Origin of the sequence: Cupriavidus basilensis OR16 (genome assembly GCF_000243095.1) — a bacterium.
Lineage (GTDB): Bacteria > Pseudomonadota > Gammaproteobacteria > Burkholderiales > Burkholderiaceae > Cupriavidus > Cupriavidus basilensis_D.
Genome location: NZ_AHJE01000051.1, coordinates 36,722 through 54,560, shown reverse-complemented (window position 1 = coordinate 54,560; position 17,839 = coordinate 36,722). Strand labels below are relative to the sequence as shown.

13 protein-coding genes and 3 pseudogenes are annotated in these 17,839 nt (G+C 60.6%); 12 read left to right on the top strand and 4 right to left on the bottom strand.

The window, feature by feature from the left end; all coding sequences use genetic code 11:
* Window positions 1-177 precede the first annotated feature (177 nt).
* Together ettA and OR16_RS19640 are read right to left on the bottom strand one after the other, a co-directional pair.
* Entirely contained in the window at window positions 178-1,845 is a 1,668-nt protein-coding gene (gene ettA / locus OR16_RS19645) for an energy-dependent translational throttle protein EttA (protein WP_006159698.1), read from the bottom strand.
* Window positions 1,846-1,909: 64 nt separating this feature from the next.
* Window positions 1,910-2,677, bottom strand: coding sequence for a FadR/GntR family transcriptional regulator (locus tag OR16_RS19640; RefSeq protein WP_006159697.1), 768 nt, complete (start codon window positions 2,675-2,677; stop codon window positions 1,910-1,912).
* Between the two features lie 327 nt (window positions 2,678-3,004).
* Here OR16_RS19640 and OR16_RS19635 point away from each other — a divergent pair.
* From OR16_RS19635 to OR16_RS19600, 8 genes and pseudogenes are all read left to right on the top strand, one after another.
* Window positions 3,005-4,182 (top strand): annotated as a pseudogene (locus tag OR16_RS19635) (dihydroxy-acid dehydratase); the annotation flags it as partial.
* Window positions 4,176-5,147: pseudogene (locus OR16_RS19630) on the top strand (ABC transporter ATP-binding protein); the annotation flags it as partial. The pseudogenes OR16_RS19635 and OR16_RS19630, both read left to right, overlap by 7 nt.
* Before the next feature lie 83 nt (window positions 5,148-5,230).
* Window positions 5,231-6,553 carry an ABC transporter substrate-binding protein gene (locus OR16_RS19625; RefSeq protein ID WP_006159694.1) on the top strand — a complete coding sequence of 441 codons (1,323 nt, stop codon included), beginning with the start codon at window positions 5,231-5,233 and terminating at the stop codon, window positions 6,551-6,553.
* A gap of 77 nt (window positions 6,554-6,630) precedes the next feature.
* Window positions 6,631-7,530, top strand: a complete 900-nt coding sequence (locus tag OR16_RS19620) for a carbohydrate ABC transporter permease (protein WP_006159693.1) — start codon at window positions 6,631-6,633, stop codon at window positions 7,528-7,530.
* Entirely contained in the window at window positions 7,527-8,414 is an 888-nt protein-coding gene (locus OR16_RS19615) for a carbohydrate ABC transporter permease (RefSeq protein WP_006159692.1), read from the top strand. The genes OR16_RS19620 and OR16_RS19615 overlap by 4 nt, the downstream gene beginning before the upstream one ends.
* An 86-nt stretch (window positions 8,415-8,500) precedes the next feature.
* Window positions 8,501-8,725 carry a hypothetical protein gene (locus OR16_RS19610; RefSeq protein WP_043420367.1) on the top strand — a complete coding sequence of 75 codons (225 nt, stop codon included), beginning with the start codon at window positions 8,501-8,503 and terminating at the stop codon, window positions 8,723-8,725.
* A 59-nt stretch (window positions 8,726-8,784) separates the two neighbouring features.
* Entirely contained in the window at window positions 8,785-9,279 is a 495-nt protein-coding gene (locus OR16_RS19605) for a M48 family metallopeptidase (protein WP_043420376.1), read from the top strand.
* Window positions 9,280-9,546: 267 nt separating this feature from the next.
* A complete protein-coding gene (locus OR16_RS19600) occupies window positions 9,547-11,376 on the top strand; it encodes a DEAD/DEAH box helicase (protein ID WP_006159689.1) in 1,830 nt (609 codons plus the stop codon).
* Between the two features lie 46 nt (window positions 11,377-11,422).
* On the opposite strand, the gene OR16_RS19595 is transcribed toward OR16_RS19600, so the two are convergent.
* A complete protein-coding gene (locus OR16_RS19595; protein WP_006159688.1) occupies window positions 11,423-12,280 on the bottom strand; it encodes an endo alpha-1,4 polygalactosaminidase in 858 nt (285 codons plus the stop codon).
* Window positions 12,281-13,010: 730 nt separating this feature from the next.
* On the opposite strand from OR16_RS19595, the gene OR16_RS19590 reads away from it, so the two are divergent.
* From OR16_RS19590 to OR16_RS19580, 4 genes are all read left to right on the top strand, one after another.
* Window positions 13,011-13,787 carry a retron St85 family effector protein gene (locus tag OR16_RS19590; RefSeq protein ID WP_141639892.1) on the top strand — a complete coding sequence of 259 codons (777 nt, stop codon included), beginning with the start codon at window positions 13,011-13,013 and terminating at the stop codon, window positions 13,785-13,787.
* A 161-nt stretch (window positions 13,788-13,948) separates the two neighbouring features.
* Window positions 13,949-14,869 carry a retron St85 family RNA-directed DNA polymerase gene (locus tag OR16_RS41550; RefSeq protein ID WP_006159686.1) on the top strand — a complete coding sequence of 307 codons (921 nt, stop codon included), beginning with the start codon at window positions 13,949-13,951 and terminating at the stop codon, window positions 14,867-14,869.
* A gap of 93 nt (window positions 14,870-14,962) precedes the next feature.
* Window positions 14,963-16,312: an ATP-binding protein gene (locus OR16_RS19585; protein ID WP_050983030.1), complete on the top strand. Its 1,350-nt coding sequence runs from the start codon at window positions 14,963-14,965 to the stop codon at window positions 16,310-16,312.
* 29 nt (window positions 16,313-16,341) lie between these two features.
* Window positions 16,342-16,674, top strand: coding sequence for a TOPRIM nucleotidyl transferase/hydrolase domain-containing protein (locus OR16_RS19580; RefSeq protein ID WP_050983029.1), 333 nt, complete (start codon window positions 16,342-16,344; stop codon window positions 16,672-16,674).
* 31 nt (window positions 16,675-16,705) lie between these two features.
* On the opposite strand, the pseudogene OR16_RS19575 reads toward OR16_RS19580, so the two are convergent.
* Window positions 16,706-17,269: pseudogene (locus OR16_RS19575) on the bottom strand (IS3 family transposase); the annotation flags it as partial.
* Window positions 17,270-17,839 lie beyond the last annotated feature (570 nt).

Sequence of the window (17,839 nt, the reverse complement as noted above, 5' to 3'; positions counted from 1 at the left end):
AGCGTAACGGCTGAGGCGACAACTACCTTGACACACGCCGCGAGACAAGAAAGTAGGTCGCCGCCCCGCAGGGGGGGTGAAACTGCCGTTGAAGTTGCCTTTGACCTTAAGCCGTTGCAGCTGAAGTTGCAGTTGCAGTTGCAGTTGCAGTTCAAAGCCCCCCCCAAAAAAATCCCCTTAACGAACAATAGGCTTATAGCGAATACGCTTAGGCTTAGCCCCCTCCTCACCCAGGCGGCGCTTCTTATCCGCCTCATACTCCTGATAATTGCCCGGGAAGAACTCCACATGCGACTCGCCCTCGAAGGCCAGGATGTGGGTGGCGATCCGGTCCAGGAACCAGCGATCGTGGGAGATCACCATCACGCAACCGGCGAACTCCAGCAGCGCATCCTCCAGCGCGCGCAGCGTTTCCACGTCGAGGTCGTTGGACGGTTCATCGAGCAGCAGCACATTGCCGCCGGAGATCAGCGTCTTGGCCAGGTGCAGGCGCCCGCGCTCGCCGCCCGAGAGCGTGCCCACGTGCTTCTGCTGGTCGGAGCCCTTGAAGTTGAAGCGGCCGATGTAGGCGCGTGACGGCGTTTCGTAGCGGCCAACCGTCAGCACGTCGGCGCCGCCCGAGATCTCTTCGAACACGGTCTTGCTGCCGTCGAGCGCGTCGCGGCTCTGGTCCACGTAGGCCATCTTCACGGTCGGGCCAACCTTGATCTCGCCGCTGTCCGGGGTTTCCTTGCCGGTGAGCATGCGGAAGAAGGTCGACTTGCCGGCGCCGTTGGGGCCGATGATGCCGACGATGGCACCGGGCGGCACCTTGAAGCTGAGGTCGTCGATCAGCAGGCGGTCGCCGTAGGCCTTGCTCACACCGTTGAACTCGATCACCTCGTTGCCCAGGCGCTCACCCGCGGGGATGAAGATCTCCTGGGTTTCGTTGCGCTTCTGGTATTCCTGGCTGTTCAGTTCGTCAAAGCGCGCAAGACGTGCCTTGGATTTGGCCTGGCGCCCCTTGGGGTTCTGCCGCACCCATTCCAGTTCCTTGTGCAGCGCCTTCTGGCGCGCCGATTCGCTCGATTCTTCCTGCTTCAGGCGCGCTTCCTTCTGGTCCAGCCAGGAGCTGTAGTTGCCCTTCCAGGGAATGCCGTGGCCACGGTCCAGCTCCAGGATCCACTCTGCCGCGTTGTCGAGGAAGTAGCGATCGTGGGTCACCGCCACCACGGTGCCGGGGAAGCGCGTGAGGAATTGCTCCAGCCATTCCACCGATTCCGCATCCAGGTGGTTGGTGGGTTCGTCAAGCAGCAGCATGTCGGGGCGCGACAACAGCAAGCGGCACAGCGCCACGCGGCGCTTTTCGCCACCCGACAGGTTGCCCACCTTGGCTTCCCACGGCGGCAGGCGCAGCGCGTCGGCCGCGATCTCCAGCTGCAGCTCGGCGTTGTTGCCGTCGCTGGCCGCGAGGATGGCTTCGTACTTGGCCTGGTCCGCTGCCAGCGCGTCGAAATCCGCGTCCGGCTCGGCATAGGCCGCATAGATCTCGTCGAGCTTCTTGCGGGCTTCGAACACGCCGCCCAGCGCGGCTTCCACCGACTCGCGCACGGTCTGCTCGGGATCGAGCTGCGGCTCCTGCGGCAGGTAGCCGATGTTCAGGTTGGGCATGGGCGTGGCTTCACCCTCGATTTCCTTGTCGAGGCCCGCCATGATCTTCAGCACGGTCGACTTGCCCGAGCCGTTCAAGCCCAGCACGCCGATCTTGGCGCCCGGGAAGAAGGACAGGGAGATGTCCTTGAGAATGTGACGCTTGGGCGGGACGATCTTGCCCACGCGGTTCATGGTGAAAACATACTGTGCCATGCGGATCCGGGTGAAATTGGGGGGAATCGGCCAAGTGTAGCAAAGCCGGTCGGCGCGAGGCCTTTCATGGCGCCCCTGAGGACGCCTTCCTGGCACGCAGCGCGGCACCTGGCGTGCCGGCGGCGCGCTTGCGCGCGCGGGTCAGGCTGGAGGTCAGGCGACGGTAGGCGATATCCATATGCCGCTGCATGACCGCGCGTGCCAGCTCCGGATCCTTGCCGCGCAGCGCCGCCAGCACTTCGCGATGCTCGGCGATGGCCTGGGCCCATACCTCGGGCGTCTCGAAGTGACTGTTCAGCTGATCGAACAGCGGCCCCAGCCGCAGGTCGAAAAGCCTGCGCACCACGCCCACCAGCACGCTGTTGCCGGTGGCCTGCGCCACCCGCACATGGAACAGGCGATCCGCATCGAGCGGCTTGATGCCGGCGGCGGCTTCATCGGCCATCTGCGCGATGGCCTCCTCGATCGCGTCGAACTGGGCCTTGCGCCCGCTCCTGGCCGCCAGCGCGGCGACCTCGCCCTCCACCAGCGCACGGGCGCGGATCAGCTCGAGCGGCCCTTCCTCGCCGGACAGGTCAAAGCCCGCGTCAACGGATGACGGCGGCTCGCACACATAGATGCCGGAGCCCATGCGCACTTCGATATAGCCCTCGACCTCAAGCGCGATCAGCGCCTCGCGCAGCGACGGGCGGCTCACGCCGAGTTGCACCGACAAATCCCGCTCCGCCGGCAGGCGCGAACCCACCGGAAACTCACCGGCCTGGATCAACGCGCGCAACTGCGCACTGATCTGGCGATACAGGCGTTGCGGCTCGATCGAGTGGATAGGCATGTGCAAGCAGCCCGAGTGTCTGGCGAAATTGGTTTGGCCATCTGTCCAGCGGCTGGAGTCTAGGCAGCGCGTTCGCCAAAGTCCAGGCGCATTCATCGCGCGCCGCAGCATGGGCGGCGACATCGGTAAAGACCACTAATTGGTAATACCAGTTTACCTGTCCAGACTCGTGAACTAGACTCCGCTCACTCGGCATGCATGCGGCAAGGCAGTGCAATTGGTCGTGGGCATCCGTATCTGCAGCGCACAATAAAGCGGGCATCAGCACACGTAAAGCGGGCATCAGCACACGTAGCGCCTACGCGCTAGCCGTCGCTACGGCCCCCCGTGCGCCGCAGCCAGGCCTGGTTTGGCCGCCGCGACCGCGATGGCTTCATCTATCGCTCGTGGCTCAAGAACCGCGGTATCCCCCACGACCAGTTCGATGGCCGTCCGGTCATCGGCATCTGCAATACCTACTCCGAGCTCACGCCCTGCAACTCGCATTTCCGCACGCTGGCCGAGCAGGTCAAGATCGGCGTGTGGGAAGCCGGCGGCTTTCCGCTCGAGTTCCCCGTGATGTCGCTCGGCGAGAGCATGCTTCGCCCCACTGCCATGCTGTTCCGCAACCTTGCGAGCATGGACGTGGAGGAATCGATTCGCGGCAACCCGATCGATGGCGTGGTGCTGCTGATGGGCTGCGACAAGACCACGCCCGCGCTGATGATGGGCGCCGCCTCCTGCGACCTGCCCACCATCGGCGTCTCCGGCGGCCCGATGCTGAGCGGCAAGTTCCGCGGCGCGGAGCTGGGCTCCGGCACCGATGTGTGGAAGATGTCGGAGGAGGTGCGGGCTGGCCAGATGTCGCAGGAAGACTTCTTCGAGGCCGAGAGCTGCATGCACCGGTCGCACGGCCACTGCATGACGATGGGCACGGCATCGACCATGGCAAGCATGGTGGAAGCGCTGGGCATGAGCCTGCCCGGCAACGCCGCGATTCCCGCCGTGGATGGCCGCCGCAATGTGCTGGCGCGCGCTTCCGGGCGCCGCATCGTGGAGATGGTGAAGGACAACCTGGTGATGTCGAAGATCCTGACCCGGGACGCGTTCGAGAATGCGATCCGCGTCAACGCGGCCATTGGCGGCTCGACCAATGCGGTCATCCACCTGCTGGCTATTGCCGGGCGCATCGGCGTCAAGCTCAAGCTGGAAGACTGGGACGCGCTTGGCCACGAGTTGCCCTGCCTGCTCGACCTGCAGCCATCCGGGCGCCACCTCATGGAAGATTTCTACTACGCCGGCGGCCTGCCCGCGGTGATCCGCGAACTGGAACCGGTGCTCGCGCGCGACGCGCTGACAGTCAACGGCAAGACGCTGTGGGACAACTGCAAGGACGCGCCTAACTGGAACCGCGAGGTCATCCACGCCTTCGGCGCGCCCTTCAAGGCGAACGCCGGCATCGCAGTGCTGCGCGGCAACCTGTGCCCGACGGCGCGGTGATCAAGCCATCGGCCGCCACGCCCGCGGCAAGTCCACGCTGCTGCGCATGATCGCCGGGCTGGAGGAGATCACCACCGGCGAGATCTCCATCGGCGAGCGCGTGGTCAACCGGCTGCCGCCCAAGGAGCGCGACATCGCCATGGTGTTCCAGAACTATGCGCTCTACCCGCATATGACGGTCTACGACAACATGGCCTTCTCGCTCAAGCTCGCCAAGGGCGACAAGGAAGAGATCAGGCGGAAAGTGGCCAAGGCCTCCGCCATCCTCGGCCTGGACAGCTTGCTGGAGCGTTACCCGCGCCAGCTCTCCGGCGGCCAGCGCCAGCGCGTGGCCATGGGCCGCGCCATCGTGCGCGATCCGCAGGTGTTCCTGTTCGACGAGCCGCTCTCCAACCTGGACGCCAAGCTGCGCGTGCAGATGCGCGCGGAGATCAAGGAGATGCACCAGCGCCTGCGCACCACCTCCGTCTACGTCACGCACGACCAGATCGAAGCCATGACCATGGCCGACCAGATCGTGGTGATGCGCGACGGCCGCGTGGAGCAGCGCGGCAAGCCGCTGGAGCTCTACGACCATCCCGACAACCTCTTCGTGGCCGGCTTTATCGGCTCGCCGGCGATGAACTTCGTGCCCGGCGTGCTGCGCCGCAACGGCGGCGATGCCGTGGTCGAGTTTCCCGATGGCACGCGCCTGCCGGTGCCCGCGCGCTTCGACGCTGCCGCCGGCAGCGACGGCCAACGCGTGATCTACGGCGTTCGGCCCGAGCACTTGAGCCTGGGCGTGCCGGGCCAGGGCCTGCAGACGCGCGTGTCGGTGGTAGAGCCCACCGGCGCCAACACCGAGATCTATTCCCGCTTCTGCGAGACGGAGTTCATCTCGATCTTCCGCGAGCGCCATGACTTTGCCGCGGGCGACATCCTGAACCTGGTGCCCGACCACCAGCACACGCATCTGTTCGCTGCCGATTCAGGCCAGACGCTATTGCGGCGCGTCCCGGCGGCATCGGCGGGCGATCCGGGAAGCAGGCATGACCAGCACGGGGCGGAGCCCCTGACCACGGAGGAGACAAAGCGATGAGCACACCGAGCAACTTCACGAGACGCGATTTCCTGGTATCCACGGCGGCCGTTGCCGCCACCACGGCGATCGGCGGCAATGCCTTCGCCGCCCCGGCTGCGCTGCGATACAAGCCGGAAGCCGGCGCCAAGCTGCGCGTGCTGCGCTGGAAGCGTTTCGTGCAGGGCGATGAGGACCTGTGGAACGCCAACACGAAGAAGTTCACCGAACTGACCGGCGTCGAAGTACGCGTCGACAACGAAGGCTGGGAAGACGTGCGGCCCAAGGCCGCGGTCGCGGCCAGCGTGGGCAGCGGGCCCGACGTCATTGTGGGCTGGTTCGACGATCCGCAGCAATATCCCGACAAGCTGGTCGACCTGACCGACCTGGCTACCTACCTGGGCGGCAAATACGGCGGCTGGTATGACGTGTGCCGCAAGTACGGCACGCACAACGGTAAATGGATCGGCCTGCCGCTGGGCGTGGTCGGCAATGCACTGGTCTATCGCGAGAGCCACGTCAAAGCCGCTGGCTTCGACACCATCCCCAAGGATCTTCCCGGCTTCCTCAAGCTGTGCCAGGGCCTCAAGGCCAAGAACACGCCCTGCGGCTTCGCGCTCGGCAAGGCTGTGGGCGACGGCAACAACTGGGCGCACTGGCTGCTGTGGTCGCACGGCGGCATGCTGGTCGACACCAAGGGCAAGGTGGTGGTCAACTCGCCCGAGACATGGGCCGCGCTGGAGTATGCCAAGCAGCTCTATGCCACCTTCGTGCCCGGCACGCTGTCGTGGCAGGACCCGTCCAACAACAAGGCCTTCCTCGATGGCCAGATCAGCCTGACCGCCAACGGCATCTCGGTCTACTACGCGGCCAAGAATTCGAAGGAGCCCAAGCTGCAGGAAATGGCGCGCGACATCCAGCACGCGCACTTTCCCATCGGCACGCCCGGCAAGCCCACCGAGCTGATGCAGATCACGCAGATGATGCTGTTCAAGTATTCCAAGTTCCCGAACGCAGCCAAGGCCTACCTGCAGTTCATGATGGAGCCGGAGCAATACAACCCGTGGATGGAAGCCGCCATCGGCTACGTGAGCCAGCCGCTCAAGGCGTACGAGGCCAACCCGATCTGGACGGCCGATCCCAAGCACACCGTGTATCGCGACTCCGCCGCGCTGATGCTCGACAACGGCCACGCCGGACCGCTGGGCACGGCCTCGGCCGCGGCCATGGCCGACTACATCGTGGTCGACATGGTGGCCGAAGCGGCCAGCGGCTCCAAGACACCCAAGGAAGCGGCGGCGCGCGCGGCGGAGCGGGCGCAGCGGTACTACAAGGTGTAGCAAGAAAGACACGGGCGCGGCAGCACGGCCGCGCCCGCCAAGCACAATCCTGCGAGGCGAATCATGCGAGGTGAACCATGCTTTCCCGCCTGTTGAACCACCGCCATGCGCTGGGGCTGCTATTCATGCTGCCCACCGCGCTGTTGCTGCTGGTTTTCCTGACCTACCCGCTCGGCCTCGGCGTGTGGCTTGGCTTCACCAATACCAAGATCGGCGGCACCGGCGAATGGATCGGGCTGTCGAACTACACGTATCTGGCCGGCGACTCGCTCACGCAGCTGGCGCTGTTCAACACGATCTTCTACACCGTGGTGGCCAGCGTGGTGAAGTTCGCGCTGGGCCTGTGGCTAGCGCTGCTGCTCAACAAGAACCTGCCGTTCAAGTCCTTCTTCCGCGCCATCGTGCTGCTACCGTGGATCGTGCCCACGGCGCTGTCCGCGCTGGCCTTCTGGTGGATCTATGATGCGCAGTTTTCCATCATCAGCTGGACACTGGTCAAGCTCGGGCTGATCGACCGCTATATCGATTTCCTGGGCGACCCGTGGCTGGCGCGCTTGTCCACCATCGCGGCCAACGTCTGGCGTGGCATTCCCTTCGTCGCCATCTCGCTGCTGGCTGGCTTGCAGACAATCTCGCCCACACTGTACGAGGCCGCGTCCATCGACGGGGTGACGCCGTGGCAGCAGTTCCGCTATGTCACGCTGCCGCTGCTGACGCCGATCATCGCGGTGGTGATGACCTTCTCGGTGCTGTTCACGTTCACCGATTTCCAGCTGATCTACGTCCTCACGCGCGGCGGCCCGCTGAATGCCACGCACCTGATGGCCACGCTGTCGTTCCAGCGTGCGATTCCCGGCGGCTCGCTGGGCGAGGGCGCGGCGATCGCAACCATGATGGTGCCCTTCCTGCTGGCCGCCATCCTGTTTTCATATTTCGGCCTGCAGCGGCGCGGCTGGCAACAGGGAGGCGACAAATGAAAGCGACGGCCGCAGCGCAGCAGCAGGACACCGCGCAGGGGATGGACTACCTGCAATCGATACCGCGGCGCTGGGTGACCATCTACATCCCGCTGGGCATCTTCGTCTTCGTGCTGCTGTTTCCCTTCTACTGGATGGCGATCACCGCTTTCAAGCCGGACGGCGAACTGCTGATGCGCAGCGCCAATCCGTTCTGGGTGATGGCGCCCACGCTCGCCCACTTCAAGAAGCTGCTGTTCGATACGCCCTACCCGGCGTGGCTGCTCAACACGGTGATTGTCTCGACGATCTCCACCTTTGCCTCGCTGGCCGCCAGCGTGCTGGGCGCGTATGCCATCGAGCGCCTGCGCTTCCAGGGCGCGAAGCAGGTGGGCCTCGCCATCTTCCTGGCCTACCTGATCCCGCCCTCGATCCTGTTTATCCCGCTGGCGTCGATCGTGTTCCAGCTCGGGCTGTTCGATACGCGCTGGGCGCTGATCCTCACCTACCCCACCTTCCTGATCCCGTTCTGCACCTGGCTGCTGATGGGCTACTTCCGCTCCATCCCCTACGAGCTGGAGGAGTGTGCGCTGATCGACGGCGCCACGCGCTGGGAGATCCTCGTCAAGATCATCCTGCCGCTAGCCGTGCCGGGGCTGATCTCGGCCGGCATCTTTGCCTTCACGCTATCGTGGAACGAGTTCATCTACGCGCTGACCTTCATCTCCTCGTCGGAGGTGAAGACGGTGCCGGTGGGGATCGTCACCGAACTGATCGAGGGCGACGTCTACCACTGGGGCGCGCTGATGGCGGGTGCCTTGCTGGGCTCGCTGCCGGTGGCGCTGGTGTACTCGTTCTTCGTGGAGTACTACGTGTCGGGCATGACGGGCGCGGTGAAGGAATAGGCGCATGGAGGCCGCAAGGACGCGTGGGGCCATGGCGGGATAAAATACGGTCTAATTTGAATCACTCCGCCTCCAAGCCCGACCCCATGAGCAAACCCGCCCGCACCCTCACCTTCAAGTGCAAGAAGTGCACCAAGCCCGTCACGCTGTTCCTGCAAAAGGTATCGGCCTGCTCGCACATCACGCCGTACCAGGGCTTCTGCAAGTGCGGCGAACTGGTGCGCCACGCCACCGGCGACAAGGACGCCGTGGAGTCCTTCGTCAGCTCCGTCGACGGCAGCTGGGCGCACCATCACCATCATCACCATTGAGCACCCGTAGCACTCCCGCCCCCGCCAGCGAGGCCTGGCGCCCCGGCGTCAAGGATCCGCTGCGCTTTCTCGCCGCCTATCCCGACGGCGTGCTCGACCAGGTGCGGCAGATGGTGGCCGCCGACCGCCTGGGCGAGCACCTGGCGAAAAAATACCCTGCACGGCACACCGTGCAGACCGATCGCGCGCTGTACGACTACACAGCCGAGCTGAAGCAGGAATTCCTGCGCACCGCGCCGCCGATCCACAAGGTCGCCTTCGATGCCAAGATCGACGTGGTGCATCGCGCCCTCGGGCTGCACACCGCCATCTCGCGCGTGCAGGGCGGCAAGCTGAAAGCCAAGAAGGAAATCCGCGTGGCGTCGCTGTTCAAGGAGGCGCCGCCGGAATTCCTGCGGATGATCGTGGTGCACGAACTCGCGCACCTGAAGGAAAGCGATCACAACAAGGCGTTCTACCGGCTCTGCGAATACATGGAGCCGGCGTATCACCAGCTGGAGTTCGACACGCGGCTGTTTTTGGCGTGGCGCGAACTGGAGCCGGCGCAGAGCTGAGCCGGGTTCCCACACGCGCGGCCGGCGGGCTTTGCCTGCGCCGCCGGGCGATAGCCTGGCGGCCTTCCCATCCTGCGCGCATCAATTTCCGCGCTTCCCCCTTTAAAAATACCGAAAACGCCAAGACGCGCAAAAAGTCTATGTTTTCGATTCCATTGTATTTACAATCGGCCCAGGTCACTGCCTGCAGCATCTTGTAGCCGCACTGGGTCCGCGGCGGTACGTAGCAAGGCGCGCAGCTTTCCACAGACAAAGAACAAGAAGGCTATGGCAACGCTGATTCCCGCGCTTGGCTCGGTCACGTCGCGCATGACAGGTGGGGAGAGACGCTTCGCCGAGCGGCTTGAAGCCAAACTGGAGGACGACTACCTCTGCTGGTACGACGTCGCCATCGGCGAGAAGACCCGCCATCCGGACTTCATCGTCTTTCACCCCAGCCGGGGCCTGCTTGTGCTTGAGGTCAAGGACTGGAAGCTCGGCACTATCCAGAGCTTGGACCAGCGCGCCGCCGCCTTGATCACCGAGCGCGGCGTGGTGCATGAAATGAATCCACTGGAGCAGGCCCGGCAGTTCATGTTCTACGTGCTCGACCTGCTGCAAAGGGATCCGCAGTTGGTCTGGCCGACCGGCTCGCTCAAGGGCAAGCCCTTCTTCCCATATGGTGCGGGCATCGTCCTCGCCAACATCACGCGTGCGCAGTTCGAGCAGACCAACCTCGGCGAGGTACTGCCCGCGCATCTGGTGATCTGCAAGGATGAGATGGCGCCAGAGGCGGACCCGGAGGCCTTTCAGAAGCGCCTCTGGGAAATGTTCCCGGTCAAGTTCACGTTCAAGCTGTCGCTGCCGCAGATCGACCGCATCCGCTGGCATCTTTTCCCGCAGATACGCATGCCTGAACAGCGCGCGCTATTTCCGGAAGATGCACAGGATCCACAGGACATTCCCGACATCCTCCGCGTGATGGACCTCCAGCAGGAACAACTCGCCCGCAGCCTGGGCGAAGGCCATCGCGTCATTCACGGTGTAGCCGGGTCCGGCAAGACGTTGATACTCGGCTATCGGGCCGAATACCTCGCCAGGGCGGCAACGCTGCCCATCCTGGTGCTCTGCTTCAACAAGACGCTGGCGGCCAAGCTATCCGCGACGATGATCGAGAAGGGCATTGAAGACAAAGTGCATGTGCACAACTTCCATGCCTGGTGCTCGCGCCAGTTGCGGGCCTTCCACATCGACCTGCCCAAGGGCAGGCCCGACGACGAACTCTTCGAGTCCTTTGTGTCGCGCGTGATTCAAGGCGTCGATCGCAAGGCCATTCCCGGTGGACAGTACGACGCGGTGCTCATCGACGAAGGTCACGACTTCCGGCCGGAATGGTTCAAGCTCATCGTGCAGATGGTCAATCCGGAAAGCAACTCGCTGCTGGTGCTGTACGACGACGCGCAATCCATCTACGGCGGCGCGAAGAAACGAAAGTTCAGCTTCGCCAGCGTCGGCGTGCAGGCAAAGGGCCGTACCACCATCCTGAAGGTCAACTACCGCAATACACAAGAGATCCTGGCGGTGGCGCGCACCTTCGCCGACGACCTGCTGCTGCCGAATGACAACGGCGAGGATGAAGCGCCAACAGTACAGCCGATCGGGGCGGGCCGCCGCGGGCAAAAGCCGCTGCTGATCGCGCTCCCAACCATCGAGGCCGAAGCGGAGCGGATTGCGCAGGTCCTGCTCGATGAGAATCGCACCGGCACCGCGTGGGCAGAGATGGCGATCATCTATCGGCATTGGGAAATGGCAGGCCAGGTCACCAGCGTACTCACGCGCAAGGGCATTCCGTTTGAATGCCCGCAGATCACCAAGCGCTTCACCCCGGGTGGAGACAGCGTCAAGGTGGTGACAATGCACAGCAGCAAGGGACTGGAGTTTCCTCTGGTCTGCATTCCGGGCGTTGGCGCGCCGCACAAGAAAGAAGAACCCATCGAAGACGAGGCGCGCCTGCTTTACGTGGCAATGACACGCGCAACACGCCAGTTGGTGATGACGCATGGCGAGACATCACACTTCTCCGCGCGCCTGCGGGCGGCACTGGACAAACTGGCTTGATCGCAGGGAGGGACTGGGGCCGGCCTGCAGCTAGCGTCGTGGCCGCTCAATCGCAAGCGTAGCGGAACGCGTCATCCAGGTTCAGCGGGAGCACCAGCGTACGAAGGTACGCCGCCTGGGCCGAAGCGCAGAGCGTGGCGCGCGTCGATGCCGTCTTGTACTTCGACGCGTACTCCACGTTGAACACCGCCTTGCCTTGCGCCGTGAACGGCTTGTAGCTCGCGCACTCGCTGTACTGGAAGCACTGCTCGTTCACCGCGAAATCAAAGTCAGTCGCCAACAGCGAGACCTGGTCCACATCGTTCTTCAAGCCCACCGCCAGGCCGCGCGCATGCGCCTGCGCCGCCAGGAAGCGGTTGTAGTCCAGCTGCGTGGCGGCCGTCAGCGGAAAGCCCGGATTATTGGTATAGCCGTCCACGTTGTCCGGGTCCACGCCATCGCAGCCTTTAGCCTTCGCCAGATCCATGCGCGCCTGCATGATCTGGCGCACGTTGGCCGACCGCGTATCGAGCCAGCGCTCGCCCGCCCACCCCGACAACGCCTTGCCCATGTCCGCTGCGGCAAACTGCTTGAAATCCGGCCGCCAGTTCTCCGAACTCCCCGCCGAGAAATAGCAGACCACACGCTTGCCCTGCGCCTTCAAGGCATTGATGGTCGCCTGCGGCGTATCCACCAGGTCGATGTCGAATACCTGCACCGGGTAGCTCGTGTTGAGCGTGCCCGTCAGCTGCAATTGCCATGTATCGGCCGCCGTCGGCACCCAGCGCGAGACCGCCAGCGTTTGCGCCAACGGCGCCAGGGTCGAGGCCGACGCATTCACCGCCGACACGGACTTGACGGAGGCATCCGACTCCACCGACGAGCCCTCCCCTCCGCAGGCTGACAGACAGGCGATCGAGGCCATCCATGCCACGCGTGCAAGTTTCCGATTCACGGATGATTTCCTTTTTGTTTTGCTGCGATCGGGGCGACGAAACGGGTGGTGGGAGCTAGGGCTCCGTAGGGTTGACGGCTAGGGGGATGGATCTTGAGCGGTTTCACCGAGGGGTAAGGTATTCGGGTTGGATGACAAGCGCAAGACGGGGAATGGGGAGCGTTGTTTCCATGGCAGCGCGAAAGCGCTCCTGGCCCGAAAAACAAAAACGGGCTACGCAAACTTCACGTAGCCCGTTTTCGGATTCTGGTGCGGCTGCAGCAACCATATTTTAGCCAATGCCCCTTTGCTCTAATAGGATAAGGAAGCAGAGCTTAGAAAAATGCCCCCAGATATGCCCCCAGCGTCGCCGATGGGGCAACACTTTCTCTGGGGACGGCGACCCACACAGGCGGCTCGCCTCATCCCACGACGTCGCCGCTATATCACGCCATAGAATTTTGCGCAACCCGACTTCGGCTGGAGGTCGAGCCTAAGCCGACAACCGACTTTCCTTGATAGACTTGCTCAGCTCAATTACGCGTTTTGGTGGTCATTGACTAACCTTCGATGATCATTAATGTCGGGCGTTTCGCCAGACTGTTCGAATTGGCGGCATTTACAGCGCAGAGAGGCCCACGCGGCCCGGCTGCGTACACTTGTACTTGCCGCGCCGCGCGGGCCTCTCTGCGCCGTACTCCAAGGTAGTTGAGAATTTACCGTGCAAAGCACAATAAAAGATTTTTGCCAAGCAATTGATCTTCGACAATCCAGGGTTGTGAATGGCCCTCAGAAGATTACACTTTTTGGTGGCAAAACGAAGAATTCTGATGGAAGTACGCTTTCGCAACGCGGTACGTTTCTCCTAAGTTCACCAGCAAGCTCCCTACCTCCTGATTCGTTCGTAGTACCAGAACACTACAAAAACTGGAATCATTTCGGCACCTATGACGACTTATTGTCGTTTGAGGAAGACGTCTGTTCATTGGTAGACAGCGTAATTGTATTCCTGGAAACAGAAGGCGCCATCGCCGAGTTGGGTTGCCTAATTAAACACGAAGACATTGCACCCAAGCTGTTTGTCGTAGTTAGCAACGAATACTATCAGCAAGACTCCTTTATAAAGCTCGGGCCATTATTATATCTCGAGAATATTTACTCCAGTAACATCCATGTTTCGCATGGCGATACGCTCAACGCGGAAGAATGTAGATTCATCGTTGAGGCCGTGCAGGAACGCTTTAATGCGCGCCACAAGACAGAAACCTTTCGCCTCAACAGTATTCGGCATGTGCTCTTTCTGATAGTAGATTTTGTAGACCTCCTACAAGTCGCGCGCATCTCCGACATTCAAGCATTATTGCAGCATCTTGGGATTGCGTACCCAAAAAAGCGGCTGGAGCAGTTATCGGCTGGAGCAGTTATTGCTCGCCTTAAAGAATGTTGGATTGATCAAAGAAGAGAGAGTGCTTCAGGAACGCTGCTTTGTGTTGGGTGAATCAGAACGCCCAGGAATTGAATATCACTTCACAACGTCAACTGCCAAACGCTTATCGTGGAAAGCCAAAGCATTCCAAAAAACCATTGACGATAGGTGGCGTACCTACGCATTCCGGTCACTGAAGGAGCCCAAACAAGAATCGGAAAGTGAGAAAAAAAATGTCGCTTAAAGATCGCCTCCTAAGAGCACTTCCATTTTCGCGTCAAGAACTGGAGTTGCTGATCTCTACCGCGCCATTCCGCTACAAGGAATACAAGATTCCGAAGCGAAAGGAAGGTGCATTTCGGCTCATCGCACAGCCAACGCCGGAAGTTAAGCTGGTTCAGCGCTGGCTCGTAAAAAATGAGCTATCGACGCTACCCATCCATTCGGCAGCCAAGGCCTACAAAGCGGATACCGGACTGATTGAAAACGTCATCCCACACAAGAACCATCGCTTCCTGCTCAAACTGGATTTTGAGAATTTCTTTCCCTCTATAACGGCGAGTGATTTTCATCAATTCATGGAGGATAATGGATTTAGCAACACGGATATTCCCACCCTCATTAACCTACTCTTCAAACGCGATCACGCGACTAAATCTCTAAGACTTGCGATAGGCGCGCCAAGCTCCCCTACGATTTCCAATATTTTACTCTACCCCCTTGACAGGGCGTTGGATAATCACTGCTCTGATCTCGCCGTTTCCTATACGCGCTACGCAGACGATCTTAGTTTCTCTACGAATCTTCCTGGCATCCTGAAGGATATTGAGCAGTCTGTGCCGGCATTGATCAAGGCGTCTTGCTCATTGAATTTGAGAATTAACAAAAACAAGACAACCCATACCTCAAAGAAGCGAGGGCGCCGTGTAACCGGGCTGGTAATTACTTCTGAGAACGAAATTTCTGTCGGCAGATTTCGTAAGCGTTTGCTACGCGCTCAGATTCATCATTTCGGAGCAGGAAAGCTGCCACCAGAGGAAACGGAGGCGCTCAGAGGGTACTTATCTTTTCTTAATTCAGTCGAGCCAGATCAGATAGATCGCCTCCGGATCTTCTATGGTAAGGAACTGATGTCCCGCCTCATGTCTCGATAGTCCTGCGACAACGCTCTGGAGAAATACACCGCGCGTGGGTAAGCGGACCATCGCTAGCAAACGCCGAAATCCCCAAGCAAAGGAGAGTGGTAGATGCGCATTAAGAGTGTTCACATCAAGAATCTCCGCACCATCAAGGAGTCACTCATTGAGTTAGACGATTACATTTGCTTCGTCGGCCCTAATGGTGCGGGAAAATCTACCGTCCTCTGTGCTCTCAATATTTTCTTTCGTGAAAATGAGGGTAGCAGCACTGACATATCTTCGCTAAACATCGAGGATTTCCACCAAAAGGACACCTCTGAACCCATTGAGGTCACGGTAACATTTGTGGATCTTGGTGCCGAGGCGCAGGAGGATTTCAAGGACTATTTTCGCCAGGGGCAACTCGTTGCAAGTGCACGAGCCGAGTTCGACCCAAAGACTGGACGAGCCGAGGTAAAGCAGTATGGCCAAAGGCTTGGAATGAAAGAATTCATGGAATACTTTCGCCGACAGGGCGACGGCGCCAAGGCGGAGGAACTCAAGCAGATCTATTCGACATTGCGGACACAGTTCCCTGATTTACCGAAAGCCACATCTACTTCTGCAATGGCAGAAGCGCTAAAGTCATATGAAGCAGCCAGACCGAGCGAATGCTCGCTCATCCGGAGCGAGGATCAATTTTACGGCGCCACCAAGGGAGCGAATCAGGGAGCGAATCGCATTCAGAGGTATCTGCAGTGGGTTTATGTCCCTGCAGTCAAAGATGCTACGACGGAGCAAGTGGAAGGAAAGGCGACCGCTTTAGGCAAACTTTTGGCTCGAACGGTCCGCTCGAAAGTAAACTTTACGGAGCAAATCGCCACTCTGGCTCAACAGGTGCGGGAGCAATATCAGGCACTGTTGAACGACAGCCAAAGTGCGCTTGACGGAATCTCCGAAGCGTTGCAGCAGCGCCTTACGCAATGGGCACATCCGGAAGCAAGCCTTCTTGTAACGTGGCAGCAAGATCTAGCGAAGTCCGTAAGGGTCGAAGAGCCTTTTGCAAAGATTATTGCCGGGGAAGGGGCCTTCAAAGGGGAACTGGCAAGGTTTGGCCACGGCTTCCAGCGCTCGTTCCTTCTGGCCATACTTCAAGAGCTTGCGAAAGCTGACTCCCCCAGTGGGCCAAGGCTTGTTCTGGGATGTGAAGAGCCGGAGCTATATCAACATCCGCCACAGGCCCGTTACCTGGCAGGTGTACTTACAAATTTGTCGGAGAACGGCTCACAGATCCTTGTGACGACACATAGCCCTCTATTTGTGGCGGGCGAGAGCTTCGAAAGCGTTCGTTTGATCCGACGTGATATCGCAACGAAAGCATCCCATGCCACTCAGCCATCCGTCGTTGAAATCGGGAAGCGTTTTGCGGAGATTACAGGAAGTAAACCAGCGTTGCCTTCGCAAATCTGGCCAAAATAGCACAGATACTGCAACCCACGCTGGCCGAGATGTTCTTTACGCACAGGCTGATTCTAGTGGAGGGTATAGAAGACGTTGCATACACCAACGCTTGGTTGACTCTCACCGATCGCATGCAAGATTTCCGCAGAACTGGCTGCCATCTAGTCCCCGTCAACGGAAAAGAGTATCTCGCACGACCAGCGATCATCGCCGAGCAAATGCGCATCCCGGTGTATGTCATCTTCGACGCCGATACTGATCGCGAGCATGAAAGGGACGGCCACCATCACCTGAAAGACAACACGGCGCTACTGCGACTTCTAGGTGGCGATCAGAATGCTCCCTTCCCTACTGAAACGATTTGGGGCGCTCGCTACTGAACCGCCCCGGGAATCGTGGAGGCTGGTTGTTTTAAGTTAATAGCGGTTCTGCGACAGGCATTTGAAGCTGCCGATAGTAGTTTGCCTCAGCTTCGGCGGGCGGTATATAGCCGAGGGGTTCCATCAGCCGGTGGTGATTGAACCAGGCTACCCATTCCAGCGTGGCCAGCTCAACGGATTCACGCGTCTTCCAGGCAGTACGACGATGGATCAGCTCAGCCTTGTACAGGCCGTTGATCGTCTCAGCCAAGGCGTTGTCGTAGCTGTCGCCCCGGCTACCAACCGACGGTTCGATGGCCGCCTCGGCCAGGCGCTCGCTATAGCGAATACTGACGTATTGCGAACCCCTGTCGGAGTGGTGAATGAGAGATCCATCATTGCCAGGCTGCCGAGCGTAAAGGGCCTGTTCCAGTGCGTCCAGAACGAAGTCCGTGGTCATCGACCCACTGACGCGCCAGCCAACGATGCGCCGGGCGAACACGTCGATCACGAACGCAACGTACAGCCAGCCCTGCCACGTCGAAACGTAGGTGAAGTCCGAAACCCAGAGCTGGTTCGGCCGCTCGGTCCTGAACTGACGATTGACCAGGTCCACTAAACCCGGGGCGGTTCACTACACAATGTGGAGAACCGACCTAGGATCCACAGTTGAATCCGAACTGCTCCATTCCATTGGCGAGGAAGGTCTACAAAGGGTCACGGATCAAGCACATGCCCGCTGTGGCAACGGCGCAGGGCTCAAGAAGAATCCAATGCTAATCGCCACTAAGCTTGCCCTGGCCCTCGATAGCGGCGCCGCCTTGCCGAGCCTGGATCACCTCTGTGAACGTCTTATCGCGTTTGGAACGGAGGGCTAAGCGCGAACCTGCCCCCCTCATGTTTGCAGCCCGATAGAGCCACTCGCTGGTTACATCGCCCTATAACCGTCACTTGGTGGACCTCGTCCTCACGGTAGGGGCTTAAGGTCGGTCGGGGTAGGGGATGCACGATTCGCCAATGAGATCCGGGCGCATCAGGGCGCGTCGGGGCACGTGATATTGCTCACTTCATTCCGCCCCGTGCCGATCTACTCCTTGCTGCGCTGGCGTGGCCTCCCGAGGCTCGAAGGCTCTTCGTTTCCGCGCCAAGAAGCGAGCATGTGGTTGTTACCCCAACGATAACGTAC

Excerpts from the sequence above, each read along its gene's own strand:
- ettA (WP_006159698.1), bottom strand. The coding sequence starts at position 1,845 with ATGGCACAGTATGTTTTCACCATGAACCGCGTGGGCAAGATCGTCCCG.
- OR16_RS19640 (WP_006159697.1), bottom strand. The coding sequence starts at position 2,677 with ATGCCTATCCACTCGATCGAGCCGCAACGCCTGTATCGCCAGATCAGT.
- OR16_RS19625 (WP_006159694.1), top strand. The coding sequence starts at position 5,231 with ATGAGCACACCGAGCAACTTCACGAGACGCGATTTCCTGGTATCCACG.
- OR16_RS19620 (WP_006159693.1), top strand. The coding sequence starts at position 6,631 with ATGCTTTCCCGCCTGTTGAACCACCGCCATGCGCTGGGGCTGCTATTC.
- OR16_RS19615 (WP_006159692.1), top strand. The coding sequence starts at position 7,527 with ATGAAAGCGACGGCCGCAGCGCAGCAGCAGGACACCGCGCAGGGGATG.
- OR16_RS19610 (WP_043420367.1), top strand. The coding sequence starts at position 8,501 with ATGAGCAAACCCGCCCGCACCCTCACCTTCAAGTGCAAGAAGTGCACC.
- OR16_RS19600 (WP_006159689.1), top strand. The coding sequence starts at position 9,547 with ATGGCAACGCTGATTCCCGCGCTTGGCTCGGTCACGTCGCGCATGACA.
- OR16_RS19595 (WP_006159688.1), bottom strand. The coding sequence starts at position 12,280 with ATGGCCTCGATCGCCTGTCTGTCAGCCTGCGGAGGGGAGGGCTCGTCG.
- OR16_RS41550 (WP_006159686.1), top strand. The coding sequence starts at position 13,949 with ATGTCGCTTAAAGATCGCCTCCTAAGAGCACTTCCATTTTCGCGTCAA.
- OR16_RS19585 (WP_050983030.1), top strand. The coding sequence starts at position 14,963 with ATGCGCATTAAGAGTGTTCACATCAAGAATCTCCGCACCATCAAGGAG.
- OR16_RS19580 (WP_050983029.1), top strand. The coding sequence starts at position 16,342 with ATGTTCTTTACGCACAGGCTGATTCTAGTGGAGGGTATAGAAGACGTT.